Below are 20,418 nucleotides of genomic sequence, written 5' to 3'. Positions count from 1 at the left end.
GTCGTCCGCCACCCGGTCGGCCCCGCACTCCTCGGCCCCTGGCCTGCACGGTGCTGCTCGTTCTCCATGGGGCGCGGAGGGCTCTACGGGGTGCGGAGGGCGATGAGGGTGATGTCGTCGCGGGTGTCGCCGAGTTCGGTGGCCAGCAGTGCGCAGAGGTCGGCCAGAGGCAGGTGCTGGTGGGTGTCGAGTTGCTGGCGCAGGCGGGTCATGCCGGTGTCGATGATCTGGGTGCGGGATTCGACGAGGCCGTCGGTGTACAGGAGCAAGGTGGTGTGCGGAGGCAGGGCCATGCGGGCGGTGGGGCGTTCCATGGTGGGGCGCAGTCCGAGGAGCATGGCGTGGGGGCCACCGAGGTAGGTGCTGGTGCGTCCTGCGGTCAGGAGGAGGGGCGGGGGATGGCCTGCCACGGACCACGACAGCTCCCACGTTCCGTCGGTGGCCTGGTGGAGGCGGGCGAGGATGACGGTGGCGGAGTCGGCGAGGGTCAGGTGGGCCTGGGTGGTGTCGAGTCGCTGGAGGATCTGACCGGGGGTCTCCTCGGGGCGGTCGACGGCCAGGGCGCGGAGCATGTTGCGCAGTTCGCTCATGCGGGAGGCGGCCTGGATGTCGTGTCCTGTGACGTCGCCGATGACGACGGCGAGGTCGCCGTCGGGCAGCAGGAAGGCGTCGTACCAGTCGCCGCCGACTTCGGCGGCCTGCTGGGCGGGCTGGTAGTAGGCGGCCAGTTCCAGGCCGGGCACCGGTGGCAGGTCGGTGAGAAGTGCCTGCTGGAGGGTGACGGCGATGTCGGCCTGCGCGGCGTGCAGACGTGAGTTGTCGAGCCCGAGAGCGGTGCGGCGGGCGACCTCGTCGGAGAGCACCCGGTCGGCCTCGTTGAACGGGGGGCTTCCCGCGGTACGTACCAGGGTCAGCGCACCCAGTGTCTCGGCGCGCAGTCGCAGCGGTACGACCAGGACGTCGACGGCGTCGACCAGACTCAGCAGATCCGTGTCCGTCCCGGCGGCGGTTCCGGGGGAGGGCAGGTGCTGGGCGGCATCGCCCTGGCGGACGCGGTCCAACGCGGCCTGGTGGGCGGGGTGTTCGGGCGGGTGGGACGGGGAGGTGGCGTCGGGCAGTATCCCTGGAGCGTGGTGTGCCCAGGCGGTACGCGGCATGACGCCGTTGACGCTGAGGTGGATCAGGGCGGTGTCGGCGAGGCGGGGCACCAGTTGGCGCACGAGGCGGTCCAGGGCCCGGTCGGCGTGCAGGGTGCTGACGATGGCCAGGGTCAGTTCGCTGAGCCAGGTGACTTCGGCGAGATCGTACTCGGCCTGTTCGCGCATGGTCTCGCTGTGGGAGTAGCGGTCGGCGCGCTGGTCGGTGCGCTCCCGTTGGGCGGAGGCGTCGTGGAAGACGACGACCGCCCCCGCGCCGTGTCCGGCGGCGGAGGGCAGGGGGGCGGCGGACCACCACACCGGCAGTGGGGTGCCGTCCGCGCGCAGCAGTACCGCCCGGTCCCCGCTGATACGCATTCCCCTGGTGACGTCGGTGAGGACCGGCCGCTGTTCCTGAAGGCCCGCGTCGTTTCCGTGGGTGGGGTTGAGGGTGCGGTGGGCGTTGATGCCGACCAGCGCACCGCGCTCGTAACCGAGGAGGTGTTCGGCCCACGGGTTGCAGGCGATCACGGCGCCGTCGCTGTTGACGGCGTAGATGCCCGCGCCGGCGGTGTCGAACAGGGCGGACATCAGCGCCTCGCCGGCCAGCGGGAGGGCGGGGCAGCCTGCTTCAGAGGAACTCTCCACCGGCTGCATTGTGCCCGACACTTGCCGCACGGCAAATGTCGGGCCGTCCTGCCGCGCTGGTGCGAGGGGGTTACCCGGCTGTCGGAGCGGTCGCGGCGGCGACATCGGGGTACATGCCGAATACCTGTTCCAGGCCGGTCAGTTCCAGTAGTCGTCGCACCTGTATCCCCGCACCGGCCAGGCGTACGGACCCCTGGCGGGCTTCTGCCGAGCGCATCGCGTAGACCAGGGTGCCCAGCCCGGCGGAATCCATGAAGCTCACCCCGCCCAGATCCCACACGACCTGTCCCCGGCCCGCCGCGGCCAGTTCGTCGACTGCCTCCCGCACCAGCGGGCACGCGGCGAGGTCGATCTCACCGTGCAGGGTCAGCACCGCCCACGTCCCGACGTCGGGGGAGCGTTCCACACCGGACCCGGGAACCCACACGGTGGCTCCTCCTCACCTGGAATACCCCGATCATCCCATCTGTCCCGAAGCCGGGTGGCCATGATCACTTCGGCGGCGGGGCCTCGGGCATGTCCCGGGGGTGCGGCGGGGCGCCGTTCGCCCGGTATGCGGCGTGCGCGAAGGGGGTGCTGGTTGCCAGGAGGGTGCCATGTGCGCAATGGTTGCCTGAAGGCAACATTCCGTACGAGTTGATGAGGTGAGGGATTCGCCCCGCGGGTCCTGTCTTTTTGGTCTCAACCCGAGCGCAGACCGTCGCATCCACGGAGCCTGACTCCCCGTGGGCCCGTGCCCCCTACCCCGTGGTGGTCGCTGACCTCGCGGGCGCTGTCGTGCAGCGTAACGAGGCCGCGGCGATACTCCTGCCCCAAGCCGGGCCCGGCACACCGCTGGCCCAGGCAGCACCCTCCTGGCTGGCCGCCGCCCATGACGCGGTCCGTCGGGGCGGGCGCCGGCCGGTGCAGGGCTCCGACGTGCAGGGCTCGGACGTGCCGGAATCGGACGGCCCGCTGTCCGGCTTCATCGACGGGCGCCACTTCGAAGCGCACCCCAGCACCCGGGACGACGGCACCATCGCCTGGTGGCTGGTCGACGACACCGACCACCAGCTGGCCCGTGAAGCACTCCACATGGAGCGGGAGCGGACCGCTTTTCTCGCCAAGGCGTCCAGCACGCTGCTCTCCTCCCTCAACCTGGAGCGCTGCATGGACATCACCGCGCAGATGGCGGCCGAGAGCCTCGCGGACGCGGCACTGGCCATCGCGCCCTCCCGCGGCCATCGGCTGCCCGTGGTGACCTGCCTGCGCGGCGGCAAGCCCTCCCTTTCCCACCACACGGTGAACCCGGACGACGTACCGGGGCTGGGTGAGGCGCTGCGCGGGTTCCCGCCCGTGCCGTCCCGGTGGATCGACCCCGCTTCCGCCCCGGAGTGGATGATCCCCGAGGGGCTTGGGCCGATCGGGTCGATAGTGATCACCCCGCTTCCCGGACACGGTGTTCCCGCGGGCGTGCTGGTGCTGCTGCGCAAGGCCGGTACAGCGGCGTTCACCGACGAGGAGGAAGTCTTCGCCCGGCTCTTCGCCGCCCGCTCAGGAGCGGCGATGTCGGCGGCGCGCCTGTATGCGGAGCAGACGACGATCACCGAGATCCTGATGCGGGAGCTGCTGCCCCCGTCGCTGCACCAGATCTCCGGGGTGGACTACGCCGGCGCCTACCGGGCCTCGGACGACCACGAGCGGATCGGCGGCGACTTCTACGACGTCCATCCAGCCGCCACCGACGGCGAGCCGTCGTTCGTGGCGCTCGGGGACGTGTGCGGCAAGGGCCTGGAGGCCGCCGTCCTCACCGGCAAGATCCGCAACACGCTGCACGCGCTGCTGCCGATGGCGGACGACCACCAGCGGATGCTCAGCCTGCTGAACACCGCGCTGCTCAACTCCCACCACACCCGCTTCGCGACCCTGGTCCTGGCGTCCGCCGCCCGCCGGGGCAGCCAGGTTGAGGTCCGGCTCACCAGCGCCGGACACCCCAAACCGCTGATCATCCGGGCAAACGGCACCGTGGAGGAGGCCGACACCCGCGGCACCCTCGTCGGGGCCATGGAGAGCGCACCGGCCCGCACCACGACGGTCACGCTCGCTCCCGGGGAGACCTGCGTCCTGTACACCGACGGCATCACCGAGGCCAAGGGCGGCCCCATGGGCGACGCCCAGTTCGGGGACGAACGCCTCAGGCGGGCCCTGGCCGGATGCGCGGGCATGCCCGCCGAGGGCATCGTCGAGCACGTCCAGATGCTCGCCTCCCAGTGGCTGGGCGGCCGCCGCCACGACGACATGGCCGTCGTCGCCATCTCCACACCGCGCACCCACCATCTGAGTGCGGTGGACGGGCACACCCGGGGCAGGTACACGGCATGAGTACCAGCACACCCTCCCGCCTCCCGCACGGTGCCCGGCTCGGCGAACTGGTCGAGCAGTTGTGGAACACCGTGTCCGCGGGGGACGAGCACTCCGCGACCGAGGCCGTCGCGTGGGCCCTGAACAACGGCGTGGACCCCGAGGCGCTTCTCCTGGACGTCATCGCCGTCGTGCAGGGCAGGGTCGGGGAGGAATGGGCCGCCAACCGCATGAGCGTGGCCCAGGAGCACGCCGCGACCGCCATCAACGAGCGGGCGATCGCGGCCCTGGCCGTGCACTCCGCCGCTCGCCGGACCCCGTCGCTGGGGCGGGTGACGGTGGCGTGCGTCGACGGCGAGTGGCACGCCCTGCCCGCCCGCCTGGTCGCCGAAGTCCTCAAGCTGCGCGGCTGGCGGGTCGACTACCTCGGCGCCCAGGTCCCCGCCCCGCACCTGATCTCCCACCTGCACCGGACGAAGGCCGACGCCGTCGCGCTGTCCAGCTCGATCGCCACCCGCCTGCCCACCGCACACGCGGCGATCACCGCCTGCCAGGCCGTCGGGGTGCCCGTCCTGGTCGGCGGAGCCGCCTTCGGCCCGCAGGGCCAGTACGCGACCCTGCTGGGAGCCCAGGCATGGGCACCCGACGCGCGTACGGCGGCCGACCTGCTGGAGAAGGGCCCGCTGCCGGGCCCCCTGCTCGACCACCAGCAGTTGGACGACCTGCCGCACCTGGCGGACCAGGAATACACGATGGTCGCCCGCAACAGCTCCTCCCTGGTGCGCACCGTCTTCCACGCCCTCGAAGAGGCCTTCCCCGCGATGCGCGCCTACGACGACATCCAGCGCGAGCGCACCGCCGAGGACCTCGCGCACATCGTGGACTTCCTGGCCACCGCCCTCTATCTCGACGACGAGGCCCTGTTCACCCGGTTCCTCACCTGGACCGCGAACATCCTCCAAGCTCGCGGGGTGCCCGCCCAGTCCCTGCCGCCGGCCCTCCGGTTGTTCGCCCGGGAGCTGAAAGACTTCCCCCGGGCCGGCCGCCTCCTGCACCGCGGCCTCGAAGTCCTCACCACCGATCACCACCAGACCGCCGGGAAGCCCCGATGACCACCCCGCCCGCCGCCCTGCACCTGGCCCTCGTCGACGGCCAGGACAGAGTCCGCATAGAACTCACCGGCGACCTCGACTACGACAACGCCAACCTCCTCCTTGAGGAAGTCGGCATGGTGCTCACCAACCGCCCCCGGCTGAAGGAACTCCACCTGCACTGCGCGTCACTGGGCGCCATCGACTCGATGGGCCTGTCGGCCCTGCTGACGATCCGCCGACGCACGGACGCCGCAGCGGTCCACCTGCACCTCACCGAGCGCACCGCACAGCTGAACCGCATCCTCGACATCACCGGTACCCTCGACTTCTTCACGGCACCGCCCCCCACCGGCGCCGCGGACACCCAGCACACGGCACGTCCCGCCCCAGCCGGCAGGGACATGCGCGCGGCCCGCCCCACCGGACCCGACGGAACCCACTGAGCCACTGCCCGGACCGATCACCAGGCAGAAGCACAACCGACCGGGGAGTCATGCCCGCACCAGACGCCGCCCCCAGCACCCTCACCACCCAGGCCACCGACCACGCCAGCACCATCGCCGAACTCCTCGACGTGATGTGGGAACGCGCCCGGGACGCCACCGCGGGCGCCATCGCCCCGATGTCCACCTCGCAACTGCGCCTGATGTACGTCGTCGACCGCCAGGACGGCATCCGCATGCGGGCCGTCTGCCAGCTCCTCGCCGCCTCCCCGCCGAACGTGACCCGCCTCTGCGACCGCCTCCAGGCCGCAGGCTTCCTGGAGCGCCTGCCCTGCCCCGACAGCGGCCGCGAGATCACTCTGCGCCTGAGCCCGGCCGGCAAACGCCACCTCCAGCGCATCCGCGAGCAGCGCGAAAGCATGCTTCACGACGCCATCGACCACCTCGCCGTCGACGAACGCCGCGCCCTCACCAAGGGGCTTGCCGCCCTCACCGCCCAGCTCACCGCCCCGGACACCGAAAGACCGGCCGTATCCCTGGCTCCGCCCGCCGCCTGAAGCGCGCGGTCGTTCGCCGCCGCGGCCTTCTTCGCCTTCTCCACGTACACCGCGGCGAGCGACGGCAGCGAGACGGTCCTTCAGCTCGGCCAGATCGTGCTGCTGGTCTGCATCGGGGCAGTGGTCGCGATCGTCGTCAACGCGGTGATCGTGCCGCCGCTGCGCTACCGCGGCGCCGAGTACGGAATACGGATGCTCGCGAGCGCCATGGGCGAACTGCTCGCCGACATGTGGCCCGAATTCGGTGACGGGCACGTCCATGAGGAGGACACCGAGCGGTGTGCAAACGGGCGGAGCGGCTGGAGACGCCTATCGAGGAGGCGCGCAGCGAGCTGCTCACCGCCGAGGAGAGCCTGCTCTTCAACCCGCTGCGGATCGTCGGCCGCTCACGGAACCGGGCCAGGACCCACGCCACCTTCCACGGCTACACCGCCGTGTTCGCCGCCCTCGACGAGGACCTCCTGGGGGAGCAGACGCAGACCCTCGGCCACCTCGTCACCGAGGCTCGCCGCCGCCGGCGCGAAGCCGCCGAGGAGGCCGAACACCGGTCGCTCCCGCTGATCGACCCCACCCGCCCCTACGGAGTGCTGATCGTCGAGGCGACCCGTCTCGCGGAGGAGCTCCAGCACACCTCGGACGTACTCAAGGAACACGTACGCGGATGAGGGGTCCGCCCCCATAACGCGTACCCGAGGGAGCGAAGTGATGCCGGAAGGTGTGCGCGAGTGAGCGGCTCGATCCGGTCCGGTGCGGTGGCGGGTTCCGGGCCATAACACCGAGCGAGGGGGCAACTGGCAGCTCCCGGAGGGCAGTTGACGCTTCTACGGTTTCGGTACCCCACCGAGAACGAGGAGATCCCCCCATGCTCCACAGACATGCCAAGGCCGCCTGCGCCGCGTTCGCGGCCGTCGGCGCGCTGGTACTGGCAGGCCTGCCGGCCACCGCCTCCGCCGAGGTGACACCGCCCGCACCGGCCACCGCGGCCGAGACCCTGGGCGCCGCCAAGGCCTCGCCCGCACTGCTGCGGGCCATGCAGCGCGACCTCGGCGTCACCGGGGCGCAGGCCAGGGCGCGCCTGGTCAACGAGGCCAACGCCGGGGCCGTCGCAGGACGCCTGCAGAACGCGCTCGGCCGCGACTTCGCCGGCGCCTGGGTCCACGGCGCCGACTCCGCCACCCTCAGCGTCGCCACCACCGACGCCTCCGACGTGGCATCCATCCGCGCCCAGGGCGCGCACGCCGTCGTCGTACGGCACACGCTTCCCCAGCTGGAAAGCGCCCTGGCGAAGCTGGACAGGTCGGCTGCTTCGGGAGCCGCGGCCCTGGCCACGGAGGTACCGGTCCGGTACGTCGACGTCACGACGAACACCGTGACGCTGCAAGCCGTACGCCCCGCCGCCGCGAAGGCACTGGCCGCCAAGGCGGGTGTCGCGCCCTCGCTCGTACGGACAGAGAAGTCCGCACAGCGGCCACGTCCGCTCTACGACCTCAAGGGCGGCGACGCCTACTACATGAACGGCAGCGGCCGCTGCTCCATCGGCTTCCCCGTCACCAAGGGAACCCAGCAGGGATTCGCCACCGCCGGCCACTGCGGACGGCCCGGAACCACCACCACCGGTTACAACCAGGTGGCCCAGGGCTCCTTCCAGGCCTCCACCTTCCCCGGCCGCGACACCGCCTGGGTCGCCACCAACACCAACTGGACCGCCACCCCCTACGTCAACGGCAGCAGCGCACAGGTCGCCGGCTCCACCCAGGCGGCCGTCGGCTCCTCGGTCTGCCGCTCCGGTTCCACCACCGGCTGGCACTGCGGCACCATCCAGCAGCACAACACCAGCGTCACCTACCCCGAGGGCACCATCAGCGGCGTGACCCGCACCTCGGTCTGCGCCGAACCCGGCGACTCCGGCGGTTCCTTCATCTCCGGCAGCCAGGCCCAGGGCGTCACCTCCGGCGGCTCCGGCAACTGCTCCTCCGGGGGCACCACCTTCTACCAGCCGATCAACCCGCTGCTCCAGGGTTACGGGCTGACGCTGAAGACCACCACGGACCCCGGTCCAGGTCCGGGCCCGGGTGAGCCCAGTGGGACCTGGGCCGCGGGCACCGTCTACGCCACCGGAGCCACGGTGACGTACAACGGTGCCACCTACCGGTGCCTCCAGGGGCACCAGGCACAGCCCGGCTGGCAGCCGCCGAACGTGCCGGCGCTCTGGCAGCAGGTGTGAACCTGCCGCTCCGGCAGCCGGTGTGAGCCTGTTGCTCTGAAGCCGGTGTGAGCCTGTTGCTGTGCCAGTCGGTGCGCCTCCACCGCACCGAGGGCGCACGGCGTGGACGAGCCGCACTCTCTCCGGGACCTGACGGACCGGAGAAAGTGCGGCTCGTCCGCCTTCGTACCGTGTCGCTGGTAGGCCGTACGGGTGAGTGGCGTCAGAATTGCCGGATGCAGATACAGCACGTGGGTGGGGTGGTCCGGTGAGCAGGTATGACGTCACCGACGAGCAGTGGGAAGGGCTCGCCCAGGTCGTACCGCTGCGCAGCCGCAACGAATGGCCGTCCAGAACCGATCACCGCACGATGCCGCAGGAGTACGAGGCCGCGGAGCGGCGGCGGATGGTCGTGCTGCGGGTGGAGATCTTCTCGGACGCCCGGGAGGTCGCGGAGTACCTGATCGCACAGATCCCGGTTCTTCTCGACCTGACCGGCGCCGAGACCGATGTGGCCAAGCGGATTCTGGACTTCAGCAGCGGGGTGGTCTTCGGTCTCGGCAGCGGCATGCACCGGGTCGACCGGAATGTGTTCCTGCTGGCGCCGGTCGGTATGGAGGTCGAGGGCGTGGCTGCGGTCCCTCAATCGTAGGAGGCTTCTGGGGCGTAACGGTTCATCAGCGAGCCGGATGCATAGCGTCCGCCGTATGACTGCGACTTCACCGTCCCCGGTTCCGGCCACCGTGCCGTCCTCCGCTTCCGTACGTCCTCCCGCCGGCCCGCATCACCCCGACCGCCCGCACCATCTGAACCGCCCGAACAACCCGCACCGCCCCACGGTCACCGAACTGAGGCTCACCGCCTTCGGTGTGCACCGTGGGGCGGTGTTCGTCCTGGGCTCCCCGACCTTCTTCACGGGACCCAGCGGCAGTGGAAAGTCGACTGTGCTGCGGGTGTACGAGGCGCTGGCCAAGCTGGCGTCGGGCGAGACGCTGGGCGAGGTATTCGCAGATCCGGCCGGGTGCGTACCGGAGCGAACGGCGGCCGGTGGACAGTCCCGGCGCGGATTCCGGATCGGCATCACCGTCGACGGCCCGGCCGGCGCCGTACAACTCGACCTCGCCGTCCAGGCCGAGCCGGAACTCAGGATCGTCTCCGAACGTTTGACGTGTGACGGGCAGGAACTCCTCACCAGCCTGCTGCGGGATCCCGGCCGTCCCTCCGTCCAGGCCGCCTGGCTCACCGCGGGCGCCGTGCCGGTGACGCGCGTTCCGCTCCCCGACGACCGGCTGGCCACCGCTCTGCTCCCGCTGCGGGTGTCAGGACGGACCGAGGGCGAACTGCGGGTGCTGGCCGCCGCCGAGCAACTGCTGGTCCCGCTGCGATCGGTGTATGTGTGCGACCCCCGGCCGGACCGGATGCGGGCGCCGGTGGCTGTGGCGGAGGGCCTGCTGCGACGGGAGTGCGACAACCTGGCCGAGGTGCTGCGGCGCACCGCCGGTGAGTGTCCGATCCGGTACGCCGCACTGGTCGCCGCCGCCCGCGAGGGCTGCACCGGACCGGTCGAGGCCCTTGCCACGGAGGAGCTGGCGGACGGTACGGTACGAGCCCTGCTCGGCCGGGGCGCACGGGGTACGACCCCCCTCGGACGCCTCGGCGACGGCGAGCTGAGGTATCTGGCGCACGCGCTGGTGCTGCTGACCGGGCCTCGGGTGCTGGACGTGGAGCAGGAGGTCGGCGTCCCCGACGCCCACCGGATTCTCACCGTGCTGGCCGACGGCTTCGACCAGGGGCTGGACCGACGGCAGGCCCGGGCCCTCGCGGAGCTGGCGGGCCGGATGTGCGCCCGGGGGCACATCCGGCTGGTGGGGACGGTCGGGGACGGTTCCTGCGTGCGCGGGGTGGAGGGGGTGACGGTGGTAGACCTGGGGGCGTGACGGACGATTCGGCGGCGGTGACGGGTGTGGCGGGTGCGGGCGTGAGTGCGGGTGCGGAGGGTGGGGGCAGTGCTGGTGGTCCCGGTGGTGCAGGCGGTGCACGCAGGGACGGGACCGATGTGGCGGCGCTGCAAGAGCGGTTGGCCGCCTTCGCCGCCGCACGGAACTGGGAGCAGTACCACACGCCGAAGAATCTGGCGGCGGCCCTCAGTGTCGAGGCATCCGAACTGGTAGAGATCTTCCAGTGGTTGACGCCCGAGCAGTCCGCACGCGTGATGGAGGAGCCGGAGTCCGCGCACCGGGTGGCGGACGAGGTCGCCGATGTACTGGCGTATCTGCTGCAGTTCTGCGAAGTGCTCGGCATCGACCCGCTGTCCGCGCTGGCCGCGAAGATCGAGCGCAACGAGCGGCGGTTTCCGGTGCCCGGGGCCTGAATGCATCCGGGGTCGGCCCCGGGCGGGCTCCGGGCCGACCCGGAGACCGCCCGGGGCTCACCCGGTGCTCACCCGGACGACGGTGGAAACGGAAGCTGGGGCGGGAGGGCGCCACGCGGGTTGAGGATACGGTTTCGTCACTCTTCGGAGTGATGGCGATATCCACAACCGCCTTTGTATCCACAGATTTCCGCATAGCACTGGTTTTCCTGACCCTTTGCCCTCACTCTGGGTAGTGGACAGGCAGTGGGATACGGAGCGAGCGGGACGGCAACGGGGGTGGCTGATGGACGCGGTGAGACTCATCCGGGTCAGCAGACACGCACTGGCTCAGAGCCAGACGTCACGGGAAATCCTGACGGAGGCGTGGCAGGCGCAGGCGCTGACCCAGGCGATCGGAGGGCTGCTGGCGATGAAGGGTCCGCCGGAGCTCAGAGGGGAGGCGCACGGGCTCTGTGAGGCCGGTGGCAGGGGAAGTGGTGCGATCGACTGGCCGGCGTTGCGGTCGGGCGATCCGGAGGTTGCGGGGTTACTGGCCGGGCAGCCCCCCGACCTCGGCCCGCGGGCGGTGCGGCTCACCGAAGTCGCGGACGCGCGGGAGACGTTGGTGAATCTGGGCGGGCTGCTGGGAGAGGTGGGGATCGCACTCGTGGGGGCGGCCTGCGCCACCGACGAGGACGGGTTCTACTGGCAGACCATCGAGGCGATCGACGCCGCCGACGAGTCGAACGACCGGGTGCGCGGACTGCTCCGCCGGCTCACGGTGTGGGAGCGCAGCAGGTTGCAGGGCGCCGCCCATGACTCGGCGGCGGGGCCTTGATGACCCTGTGCCGGTCAGCGGGACCGGTCGCGGTCGCTGCCGTGGCGGCCGTCCGAGTGGCCGGTGCGGTGGCTCTCGCGAGAACTCCCGGAGGTGCCGGCGCTCCCGGCAGTGCTGGTGCCGGCCGCGGATGGCGGGCGGTCACCCGTGGTCTGCAGATCGGCGTCGAGCTGCGAGAGATCGGCGGTCAGCGCCGCCATCAGTTCCTCCATCTGCTGCAACAGGCCCTTTGGGGCGGCCTGCTGGCCCGGTACGGACTGCGGTACCGGATTCGCGGACGCGGCCCGTTCGGGCACGGCTTCCTGGGACATGGCGGCCTCCTCGGCCCAGGCCCTTCCCTTGGGGGAGGGCGGTGTTGCCATCAACGCCCCGACAGCGCTCGTCGGCACGCGGGCCGGGCTGTCCGGCTCCGTCCGAGCAAACGAGTGCTCCGGGCACCGGTCACTGACACCGCCGTGCGAGGACCCCCACGGTGACGGATATTCACCCGACAGAGCAGATGGGGGACAGATGAGGCGGACGGGGTTGACGGCAGTTCGAAGGTGCAGGATGGAGGTATGGATCTTCGAATCTTCACCGAGCCCCAGCAAGGGGCGAGCTACGACAAGCTGCTGACCGTCGCGAAAGCCACCGAGGACCTCGGTTTTGACGCTTTCTTCCGGTCGGACCACTACCTGCGGATGGGCTCCGCCGACGGGCTTCCCGGACCGACCGACGCCTGGATCACCCTGGCTGGACTTGCCCGGGAGACCAAGCGGATCCGGCTCGGCACCCTGATGACCGCGGGCACGTTCCGGCTCCCCGGAGTGCTGGCCATCCAGGTCGCACAGGTCGACCAGATGTCCGGCGGGCGGGTCGAACTGGGCCTGGGCGCCGGGTGGTTCGAGGAGGAGCACAAGGCGTACGGGATTCCCTTCCCCAAGGAGAAGTTCGGCAGGCTGGAGGAGCAACTGGCCATCGTCACCGGTCTGTGGGAAACCGGGGCGGGCAAGACCTTCAGCTATGACGGCACCTACTACCAGCTGACCGACTCGCCGGCCCTGCCCAAGCCCGCACAGTCCAAGGTGCCGGTGCTGGTCGGCGGGCACGGAGCGGTGCGCACCCCGCGGCTGGCCGCACAGTACGCGGACGAGTTCAACATCCCGTTCGCCTCGCTGGACGACACGGCCCGCCAGTTCGGGCGGGTGCGGGCGGCGGCCGAGCGGGCCGGACGGAAGCCGGGCGACCTGGTGTACTCCAACGCACTGGTGGCCTGTGTGGGCAAGGACGACGCGGAGGTCGCCCGCAGGGCGGCGGCCATCGGGCGGGAGGTGGACGAACTCAAGGCGAACGGGCTGGCGGGATCGCCCGCCGAAGTGGTGGACCGGCTCGGAGAATTCGGGGCGATCGGCTCGGCACGGGTGTATCTCCAGATGCTGGACCTGGACGACCTCGACCACCTGGATCTGATCTCCTCACAGGTGTTGTCCCAGCTGGGCTGAGTTGAGCCCAGTCGTCCTGGAGTCACCTGTGGAGCTGGAGTCACCTGTGGAGCCCACCCGCCCGCTCGCCGCCGTGCTCGCCGGGAGGACCGTTGTCCTCGACGGCGGTCTCTCCAACCAACTGGAGTCGCAGGGCTGCGACCTGTCCGACGCCCTCTGGTCGGCGCGGCTGCTCGCCGACGATCCGGGGCAGATCGAGGCGGCGCACACGGCGTATGTGCGGGCGGGCGCCCAGGTGCTGATCACCTCCAGCTACCAGGCCACCTTCGAGGGATTCGCGCAGCGGGGCGTGAGGCGTGCCGAGGCGACCGGGCTGCTCGCCCGGAGCGTGGAACTGGCCCGTGCCGCGAGCAGGTCGGCGGAGCGGCCGGTGTGGGTGGCGGCCTCGGTGGGGCCGTACGGGGCGATGCTCGCGGACGGGAGCGAGTACCGGGGGCGGTACGGGCTTTCGGTGGGGGAGCTGGAGCGGTTCCACCGGCCGAGGGTGGAGGCGTTGGCCGCGGCGGCGCCCGATGTGCTGGCCCTGGAAACGGTGCCGGACGCCGACGAGGCGGAGGCGCTGCTGCGGGCGGTGGAGGGCAGCGGGGTGCCGGTCTGGCTGACGTACAGCATCGCCGGGGAGACCACCCGGGCCGGCCAGCCGTTGGCGGAGGCGTTCGCGGTGGCGGCCGGCAATGACCAGGTGATCGCGGTCGGGGTGAACTGCTGCGAGCCCGGGGATGTGGAGCGGGCGGTGCAGATCGCGGCGGAGGTCACCGGGAAGCCGGTCGTGGTGTACCCGAACAGTGGTGAGGAGTGGGACGCGAAGGGGCGGGGGTGGACCGGGCACGGGACCTTCGACGTGGGGCGGGTGCGGGACTGGCAGGCGGGCGGGGCGCGGCTGGTCGGCGGCTGCTGCCGGGTCGGGCCGCAGCAGATCCAGGGGCTGGCGCGGAGCGTGGGCTGACCTGAGGCCGCTGGCGCCATGAGACGGCGGGGTGACCGCAAGCCGCGCCGGTGAGCGATGGAGGCGGCGGCCGGGACAGAGAAGGGTGCGACTCCCCTCCGGCGCCCCGCTGTGCCGCAGCCCCTCAAACGGGCGGCAGCACAGCGGGGCGCGGCGTAACTCCTGTGACAGGGGAGGGGAGTTGATCGTTCTTGACTCGGGTGGGGCCAGTGCCTAGTGTTCCTGTTCACTCTGCTTGACGCATCGTCAACACGTCGCGTCCGAGGCGCCATCGGGGGCGAGCGATGAGTCTGTTCGGGCAGGGGCGCCCCTTTCTCGACGCGCTCTCGCGCCAGGACCGGGACACCCTGCTCGCGCTCGGCGCTCCGCGGGCGTACGAGCCGGGGCAGGTGATGCTCCAGGAGCGGGACACCGGCACCTTCGTCCTCGCGGTGCGCGCCGGGTGGTCCGTGGTCTCCGTGTCCACCGAGCGCGGCGCCCGCCTGATCCTCGCGTTACGCGGGGCGGGTGAGGTGATAGGGGATCTCGCGGCTGTCGATCAGGGGCCGCGCAGCGCGACGGTGACCGCACTCGGGCCGGTCGAGGCGACCTCGATCAGCGGGGAGCGGTTCCGGCACTTTCTCTCCGCGCGCCCGCACGCCACCGCGATGATCATGCGGCAGTTCAGTGCGCGGCTGCGCAGCGCCGACAGCGAGCGCCGCTCGCTCGCTTCCGAGACGGTGCTGCGCCGGCTGGCGGTACGCCTCCTCGAACTCGCCGAGCGGGCCGGGCGCGCGGGGGAGAAGGGTGCCGTGGTGGTCGAACTGCCGCTGCCGCAGCACGACTTGGCTTCCGCGGTCGGGGCGACCAGGGAGGCGGTCGCCAAGGCGTTGCGGCTGCTGCGCGAGCAGGACGTTGTCCACACCGGGAACCGGCGGGTCACCGTCACCGACATGGAACTGCTGGTCCTGCTGGCGCAGGGCCGGGCCGGCCCGCCAGGACGGACCGGCCCCGGTGGCCCCGGCGGGAAATCTCCCCGGGATGTGTAAACGGCTACATCGCGCAGTGGCGGACGGTACGAGAGTGATTCCGGCGGACAACGGCACGGGAGGCATTGATGTACGGAGCGGCAGGCGCGGCGGAGCCGGGGGACGGCCGTCCGGGGGCGACGGCGTCACAGGCGGCCCCTCGGGCGACGTACTCCGGAGCGGTCAACCGGCTCGTGGTCTTCGCTGACGCCTGCGGGTCCGGGGCGATGGGCCTGGAGACCAAGAAGCGGATGCGGGTGGCGATGTACGCCGCCTTCGGGGAGGCGTTCGCGGCGGTCGGGGTGGCACCCGGCAAGCTCCACATGGAGGACCGGGGCGACGGAATCCTGGCCGCACTGCCCGCCGACGTACCGCCGTCGCTCATGGTCGGCCGCTGGCTGAGCACCTTCTACGAGAACCTGCGGGAACAGAACCACGGCAGGTCGGAGCGGTTACGGGTGCGGGTCGGCATGCACATGGGGCCGGTGTACGACGACTCCAGGGGGCTGGTGGGGCGGGCCGTCGACCTGACCTGCCGGCTGTGCGACAGCGACACCGCTAAACGGGTCATGAGGGCGGCGCCCGGATCCGACCTGATGATCGTGGTCTCCGACTGGCTGTACACCGAGGTGGTCGCCGAGGGCGGGCGGCACATCGAGCCCCGGCAGTACCGCAGTGGCCGGGTCCGTTCCAAGGAGACCGATGAGGCCGCCTGGTTCCATGTCCCGGGCCTCGCGAAACCGCCCGGGGAGGCGGTGTCCGCACCCGGGAATCCGACCGCGGTGAATCCGGCCGCGGAACCCGGACGCGATGGTGGGCCGTTGGAGGGGGACGGCTCACCATCGCCCGGCGCGGACCCGACGGCACCCCAACCGAGTCTCCCCGCGCAGGAGTTCCATGTCCGCGGCGACAATCTGAGCGTCAGCGGCAGCACGATCCACGGCGGATTCACGGGCTTCCGCAAGGAGAAGGAGGGGAGGCCGGCGCCGGGGGACACCGTCCCGGGCCGGGGGGCCCTCACCGCCGAGCGCGGGACTCCAAGGGACGACTCGTGGTCCGCGACGCCGGGCCGGGACGCCGGTGCGGACCGCCGCCGCGGCCGCAGCGAGGGTGACGCATGAGCGACGTGGACGAGGGGGCCGGTGCGGAGCCTGCGGCCGGTGGCGGCGAGGCCGGGCAAGGGGCGGGGCGGGGCGGCGCGGACGCCGGCCAGGGGGCGGACGGCAAGGGGCAGCCCGAGGGGAAGGGGCAGGGGGCCGCTGCCGGACCGGGCGGCGGAGGCGGTGAGGGTGAGGAGCCCAGACCCGAGCCGAGCCCCTTCGACCAGGTGGGCCGAGGCCCGCTCGACGGTGGTGGTACCGGGGGTTCCGCCACCGTCCACGCCGCGTTGCAGAACTTCGCCGCGCCAGGTGCCGCACGGGACCGCTACGACATCGGCGGCGACAGCCAGGTCTTCCAGGGCAACACCTTCATCAACCAGCTCGGCCCGTGGCACGGCGCCGGCGGCATCAGCGGCACGAACGGCACCGGCGGCGCCCTGGTCGCAGGCCCCGTGCCCAAGGAGGAGCTGGACCGCCTCGCGGACGTCTACTGCGAGGCGGCCGGATATCAGCGGATGAAGGACCTGCTGCGCGAGCGCCGCCTGCTCGTCCTGTGCGGCGAACCCGGCAGCGGCCGCACCGCGACCGCCCTCGCCCTGCTCTCCGAACTCGCCCGGGACCGCGTGCACCGCCTCGACCCCGGCAATCCACTGCACTGCGTCGAAGCCTCGGAGATCGAGCAGGAGTCCGGGTACCTCCTGGAACTCCCCGCCGACGAGGCACACCAACAGCCCCTGCACGAACGCGACGTCGACCGCCGCGAGTCCCGGGCGGCCTACGCGCGCGGACCCGGCCGCCCCACCGAACTCCACCTCGACCGGCTCAGCGGAATCCTTGCCGAGCGTCGGGCGTACGCCGTGGTGCTGGCCGGTGGCGGGGAGCTGGCCGGACAGTTCCTGCGCGGCAGATACGGGCAGCCGTGCCGGCCACCGCGCACCGAAAAGGTGCTCCACCGCCATCTGCGCGTGCTCCTCAAGGAAGCACCCGAAGGCGCCCTCGACCGGGCACGTGGCCTCTTCGAGACGGCGGCGCTCAAGGACGCGCTCGGCCTGGACGAACTCCGCCCGCACGAAGCCGCGGGCCTCGCCGCACAGCTGGCGTTACGTCAGGCGGAGGAGCTGACCAACCTCCAACTCCTGGCCGGATGCGGGGTGTTCGTACGTGAACAGGCGCGCGTGTGGTTCGCCGGCGCCGACCGGCCCGGGGCGCTCCCGGCCGCGCTGCCCGCACTGGACGCCGCCGCGTTCCGGATCGCGGTCGCCGTGTTCAACGGATCCTCGTACAGCCTCACCGCCGAGGCGGGCGAGCAGCTCGCCTGGGAGCTGGCGATGACCCTGGACCCCGAACAGGCCCTGGGGCGGAGGCTGTTCGCGGTGCACGACCAGGACCGGCCGGTGCAGGCAAGGGCCGTCGTGGAGGACGGCGAGTTCGATCTGGGCGACGCCAAGGTGCCGATGCGCGCCGTCCGTTTCCAGGGGCGCGGCCTGGCCACCGCCGTACTCCAAGAGGTGTGGCACGGCTACCACAACGTACGCGGACCCCTCACGCGGTGGCTGCGCGCACTGTGCGACGACCCGCGCCCGCAGGTGTGGGTGCGGGCGTCCGTCGCCGCCGGGGTGCTGTGTTCCTGGGACTGGGTGTACGGGGCGGGGGAACTGCTCGGCCCCATGGCCGGAACCGACAGCCCGACCCTGCGGATGGCCGCCGCGACCGCACTCGCCGAGGCCTCCCGGGAGAGCACCGTGTGCCCGGCCGCCCGCGCCACGCTCAAGACCTGGGCGAAGAGCGGCGACGAGGCCCTGCGCACCACCGCCCTGCTGACCCACGGATACGGCATGGCGGCCGGCTCCGTCGGCGCCTCCCTCGACGAACTCGCCAAGGTGGTACGCCGCGAGGACGCCGACCTCGACGAACTCGCCACCGCCGCCTTCAGCGTCACCAGACTGCTGGCCGGGACCGACCCCGAAACCGTCGTGGCACGGCTCGGCGGCTGGCTGCGCGAGGAGCGCCGGGACCTGGCCAACCTGGTACTGCTCGCGGTGATCGGGGCGCTGGGCACCAGGGCGACGTACCTCTGGGGACTCCACGAGGACGAGCAGATGGCACGCCACGGCTCGAAACCGCTGATCGCGGCACTGCTGGTGACCCGGCCCGCACTCCGCCGCAGACTCGCGGACCTGGTGCGGCACGCACTGGTCACCGCACGCTCGGGCGACGCCGCGCTGGACGCACTGGGCGGCTGGCTGCGCAGAGCGGCGGCGGACGAGGAGCAGATGGGGCCGCTCTGCGGATTCCTGTCGCTGCTCGCAGTCGACCGCCGGGACCGCGACCGGCTGCGGCACCTGCTGGACCGGCTGGTCAACGATCCCGGTGAGGCACTGGACAAGGCGGCGGCAGGACGGATGTGGCGCGCCGTGGGAGAGGGAGCCGAACGATGACGGACCGGGAGCCCCAGGAGCCGCGCGAACAGCCGCGGGCGCGGGCCGGGCAGCAGCAGGACCCGCAGCGCAAGCGGGCCCCACAGCAGCAGGAACAGCAGCGCAAGCGGGCCCCGCAGCCCGCGAAGCAGCCGCGCGTCGAGCATCAACAGCCCTACGGGCGACCCGAGTCGGGCCAGGAACAGGAACAGGAAGCCGCGGGCCCGGTGGTCGGCGAGTACGCGCCCCCGTACGTGCGGCACAGCAGCCAGGTGGCGGCCGTGATGCTGTACAAGAACGGCGGGTACAGCATCCTGTGGCCCGACCACCGCGAGGACGTCCGCAAACCGTGGGTCGGCTCCCCGTACAGCATCGTCGAGGTGCGCCTGGGCACCTATGTGACCTCCTTCGCCCTGCGGCTTCCGGCCGCGGGCGATGCCGCGTTCTTCGACGCGACCGCACGGGTGCACTGGAGGGTCGTCGACCCGCGCGCGGTGGTCGCCCAGAACGTGCGGGACGTCGGCGAACTGCTGCGCGACGATCTCCTCGCCGGACTGCGGAACGTGTCGCGCCGCTTCCGGCTCACCGAGTCGCACCGTGCGGACGACGCGTTCCGGGCGGAGGTGGAGGCAGGGCGTATCGACCTCGGCCGGGATCTCGGGCTCTCCACCCGGGTCCATGTCTTCATCGACCTCAGCGAAGAGGTCAAGAAGCATGTCCAGGAGAAGGACATCGTGGACATCGACATGGCCAACGAGGTCCGCAGGGACGAGGCGGTCAGGCGCAGGGCCGAGCGCAAGCGCCGGGCGGTCCAGGAGGAGGCGGCGGCCCTCCAGCAGGTCCTGAGCAGGGGCGAGGAGAGCGAGATCGCCTACTACATGGCCACCAACCCGGACATCCAGTGGGAGATCCGCAAGCGCATCCAGGAGGAGAAGAGGGCAGGTCAGCAGGACTTCATCGGCCTGTTCCACAAGCTGCTGGACACCGGGAACCTGGAGCGGCACGACATCGGCGACCACATGTACGAGGTGATCCAGTACCTGCGGGAGCAGTCGGGAGGAGTGGTCGGCGGGGTCGGGGACTCGATGCTGACCGCCGGGCGGGGCGGGGGGCGCGGGGTGCGCGAGGCGCTGGAGGGGAACCGGAACGGGCGCTCGGGACGTGATGGTGACCATGGCCGGGAACTTGAGCGCGGCGGTGGCGGTGGCGGTGGCGTACGGCGGGAACGGGGCGAGCCCGTCGATCCGTACTGGGGGGAGGAGACCGAGGGAGTGGGGGAGCCCGGGGGGCGGGTCTACGAGGGAACGGTGGTGGAGTCCTGGGCGGACCGGGAGCGGGAACGTGGCCGGGAACGTGGCCGGGAACGTGACTGGGAGCGGGAACGTGAGTGGGAGCGGGAGCCAGGACGTGAGTGGGACCGCGGCCGGGACCGCGATCGCGACGCCGTACAGGGCCAGGAGCCGGACCGGGAGCCGGACGACTGGCGGGACCCGGACGACTTCGGCCCCAACCACCGTTCGGCACAAGGGGGTTGGACCCATGACGGGCAGCCCCGGCGGACCAGCGGTCAACGGACCTCGCGCCCAAGTGCGGACTTCGACGACTGGGACGACGAATGACCACCACTGACCCGCACCGCGCCCCGACCACGGATCCCGAGCCGCAGCCCGGGGCACCTGCGAGCGCGCCGGGAACGCCTGATCCTGGGGCCGGGCCGGGAACGCCTGCGCGCGGGACCGCAACCCCCGCGCCCGCAGCCCCCGCGCCCGGGGCCGCACCCGCGCCCCCGAGCCCCGTACCGTCCAACTTCCTTCCCCCAGATCTCGCACTGCCGAGCGCCCCACCGGCCGCCCCC

18 protein-coding genes and 1 pseudogene are annotated in these 20,418 nt (G+C 71.8%); 16 read left to right on the top strand and 3 right to left on the bottom strand.

Annotated elements, in window-relative coordinates; all coding sequences use genetic code 11:
* Nucleotides 1-83 precede the first annotated feature (83 nt).
* Both ACIA73_RS24345 and ACIA73_RS24340 read right to left on the bottom strand, forming a co-directional pair.
* Nucleotides 84-1,784 (bottom strand): SpoIIE family protein phosphatase, encoded by a 1,701-nt coding sequence (locus ACIA73_RS24345; protein ID WP_399440778.1) that lies wholly within the window; start codon nt 1,782-1,784, stop codon nt 84-86.
* Nucleotides 1,785-1,854: 70 nt separating this feature from the next.
* Complete coding sequence (locus ACIA73_RS24340) at nt 1,855-2,211, bottom strand: STAS domain-containing protein (protein ID WP_399440777.1); 357 nt, start codon at nt 2,209-2,211, stop codon at nt 1,855-1,857.
* A 350-nt stretch (nt 2,212-2,561) separates the two neighbouring features.
* On the opposite strand from ACIA73_RS24340, the gene ACIA73_RS24335 reads away from it, so the two are divergent.
* The 10 genes from ACIA73_RS24335 to ACIA73_RS24290 all read left to right on the top strand — a co-directional run bounded on the left by ACIA73_RS24335 (nt 2,562) and on the right by ACIA73_RS24290 (nt 11,612).
* Nucleotides 2,562-4,145: a PP2C family protein-serine/threonine phosphatase gene (locus tag ACIA73_RS24335; protein WP_399440776.1), complete on the top strand. Its 1,584-nt coding sequence runs from the start codon at nt 2,562-2,564 to the stop codon at nt 4,143-4,145.
* Nucleotides 4,142-5,236: a B12-binding domain-containing protein gene (locus ACIA73_RS24330; protein WP_399440775.1), complete on the top strand. Its 1,095-nt coding sequence runs from the start codon at nt 4,142-4,144 to the stop codon at nt 5,234-5,236. The genes ACIA73_RS24335 and ACIA73_RS24330 overlap by 4 nt, the downstream gene beginning before the upstream one ends.
* Entirely contained in the window at nt 5,233-5,661 is a 429-nt protein-coding gene (locus ACIA73_RS24325) for an STAS domain-containing protein (RefSeq protein WP_399440774.1), read from the top strand. The genes ACIA73_RS24330 and ACIA73_RS24325 overlap by 4 nt, the downstream gene beginning before the upstream one ends.
* Before the next feature lie 50 nt (nt 5,662-5,711).
* On the top strand, nt 5,712-6,218 hold the full coding sequence (locus tag ACIA73_RS24320) for a MarR family winged helix-turn-helix transcriptional regulator (protein WP_399440773.1): 507 nt from the start codon (nt 5,712-5,714) through the stop codon (nt 6,216-6,218).
* Between the two features lie 278 nt (nt 6,219-6,496).
* Nucleotides 6,497-6,883 (top strand): hypothetical protein, encoded by a 387-nt coding sequence (locus tag ACIA73_RS24315; protein WP_399440772.1) that lies wholly within the window; start codon nt 6,497-6,499, stop codon nt 6,881-6,883.
* Between the two features lie 197 nt (nt 6,884-7,080).
* On the top strand, nt 7,081-8,442 hold the full coding sequence (locus tag ACIA73_RS24310; protein ID WP_399440771.1) for a carbohydrate-binding protein: 1,362 nt from the start codon (nt 7,081-7,083) through the stop codon (nt 8,440-8,442).
* Nucleotides 8,443-8,689: 247 nt separating this feature from the next.
* Nucleotides 8,690-9,073 carry a cell division protein SepF gene (locus tag ACIA73_RS24305; protein WP_399440770.1) on the top strand — a complete coding sequence of 128 codons (384 nt, stop codon included), beginning with the start codon at nt 8,690-8,692 and terminating at the stop codon, nt 9,071-9,073.
* Between the two features lie 55 nt (nt 9,074-9,128).
* Entirely contained in the window at nt 9,129-10,358 is a 1,230-nt protein-coding gene (locus tag ACIA73_RS24300; protein WP_399440769.1) for an AAA family ATPase, read from the top strand.
* Between the two features lie 119 nt (nt 10,359-10,477).
* Nucleotides 10,478-10,792: a nucleotide pyrophosphohydrolase gene (locus tag ACIA73_RS24295; protein ID WP_399440853.1), complete on the top strand. Its 315-nt coding sequence runs from the start codon at nt 10,478-10,480 to the stop codon at nt 10,790-10,792.
* A gap of 286 nt (nt 10,793-11,078) precedes the next feature.
* Nucleotides 11,079-11,612: a DUF6099 family protein gene (locus ACIA73_RS24290; RefSeq protein WP_399440768.1), complete on the top strand. Its 534-nt coding sequence runs from the start codon at nt 11,079-11,081 to the stop codon at nt 11,610-11,612.
* Nucleotides 11,613-11,725: 113 nt separating this feature from the next.
* Here ACIA73_RS24290 and ACIA73_RS24285 read toward each other — a convergent pair.
* Nucleotides 11,726-11,923: pseudogene (locus ACIA73_RS24285) on the bottom strand (hypothetical protein); the annotation flags it as partial.
* Nucleotides 11,924-12,169: 246 nt separating this feature from the next.
* On the opposite strand from ACIA73_RS24285, the gene ACIA73_RS24280 reads away from it, so the two are divergent.
* From ACIA73_RS24280 to ACIA73_RS24255, 6 genes are all read left to right on the top strand, one after another.
* Nucleotides 12,170-13,093 carry an LLM class F420-dependent oxidoreductase gene (locus tag ACIA73_RS24280; protein ID WP_399440767.1) on the top strand — a complete coding sequence of 308 codons (924 nt, stop codon included), beginning with the start codon at nt 12,170-12,172 and terminating at the stop codon, nt 13,091-13,093.
* 46 nt (nt 13,094-13,139) lie between these two features.
* Nucleotides 13,140-14,039, top strand: a complete 900-nt coding sequence (gene mmuM, locus ACIA73_RS24275; protein ID WP_399440766.1) for a homocysteine S-methyltransferase — start codon at nt 13,140-13,142, stop codon at nt 14,037-14,039.
* 284 nt (nt 14,040-14,323) lie between these two features.
* The gene (locus ACIA73_RS24270; protein WP_399440765.1) at nt 14,324-15,067 is read left to right on the top strand and encodes a Crp/Fnr family transcriptional regulator; all 744 of its coding nucleotides are present in this window, start codon (nt 14,324-14,326) and stop codon (nt 15,065-15,067) included.
* A 68-nt stretch (nt 15,068-15,135) separates the two neighbouring features.
* Nucleotides 15,136-16,167, top strand: a complete 1,032-nt coding sequence (locus ACIA73_RS24265) for a hypothetical protein (RefSeq protein WP_399440764.1) — start codon at nt 15,136-15,138, stop codon at nt 16,165-16,167.
* On the top strand, nt 16,164-18,584 hold the full coding sequence (locus tag ACIA73_RS24260; RefSeq protein WP_399440763.1) for a hypothetical protein: 2,421 nt from the start codon (nt 16,164-16,166) through the stop codon (nt 18,582-18,584). The genes ACIA73_RS24265 and ACIA73_RS24260 overlap by 4 nt, the downstream gene beginning before the upstream one ends.
* The gene (locus ACIA73_RS24255; RefSeq protein WP_399440762.1) at nt 18,581-20,182 is read left to right on the top strand and encodes a hypothetical protein; all 1,602 of its coding nucleotides are present in this window, start codon (nt 18,581-18,583) and stop codon (nt 20,180-20,182) included. The genes ACIA73_RS24260 and ACIA73_RS24255 overlap by 4 nt, the downstream gene beginning before the upstream one ends.
* The last annotated feature ends 236 nt before the right edge of the window (nt 20,183-20,418 follow it).

Origin of the sequence: Streptomyces sp. NPDC051561, assembly GCF_044454195.1 — a bacterium.
GTDB lineage: Bacteria > Actinomycetota > Actinomycetes > Streptomycetales > Streptomycetaceae > Streptomyces.
Note: the sequence above shows the minus strand (reverse complement) of the source record. Positions and strands in the feature narration are given on the sequence as shown.

What these genes read in the sequence shown, in the direction of transcription:
- ACIA73_RS24255 (WP_399440762.1), top strand. Translation starts at nt 18,581, where the DNA reads ATGACGGACCGGGAGCCCCAGGAGCCGCGCGAACAGCCGCGGGCGCGG.
- ACIA73_RS24320 (WP_399440773.1), top strand. Translation starts at nt 5,712, where the DNA reads ATGCCCGCACCAGACGCCGCCCCCAGCACCCTCACCACCCAGGCCACC.
- ACIA73_RS24290 (WP_399440768.1), top strand. Translation starts at nt 11,079, where the DNA reads ATGGACGCGGTGAGACTCATCCGGGTCAGCAGACACGCACTGGCTCAG.
- ACIA73_RS24330 (WP_399440775.1), top strand. Translation starts at nt 4,142, where the DNA reads ATGAGTACCAGCACACCCTCCCGCCTCCCGCACGGTGCCCGGCTCGGC.
- ACIA73_RS24280 (WP_399440767.1), top strand. Translation starts at nt 12,170, where the DNA reads ATGGATCTTCGAATCTTCACCGAGCCCCAGCAAGGGGCGAGCTACGAC.
- ACIA73_RS24310 (WP_399440771.1), top strand. Translation starts at nt 7,081, where the DNA reads ATGCTCCACAGACATGCCAAGGCCGCCTGCGCCGCGTTCGCGGCCGTC.
- ACIA73_RS24325 (WP_399440774.1), top strand. Translation starts at nt 5,233, where the DNA reads ATGACCACCCCGCCCGCCGCCCTGCACCTGGCCCTCGTCGACGGCCAG.
- ACIA73_RS24260 (WP_399440763.1), top strand. Translation starts at nt 16,164, where the DNA reads ATGAGCGACGTGGACGAGGGGGCCGGTGCGGAGCCTGCGGCCGGTGGC.
- ACIA73_RS24300 (WP_399440769.1), top strand. Translation starts at nt 9,129, where the DNA reads ATGACTGCGACTTCACCGTCCCCGGTTCCGGCCACCGTGCCGTCCTCC.
- ACIA73_RS24265 (WP_399440764.1), top strand. Translation starts at nt 15,136, where the DNA reads ATGTACGGAGCGGCAGGCGCGGCGGAGCCGGGGGACGGCCGTCCGGGG.
- ACIA73_RS24270 (WP_399440765.1), top strand. Translation starts at nt 14,324, where the DNA reads ATGAGTCTGTTCGGGCAGGGGCGCCCCTTTCTCGACGCGCTCTCGCGC.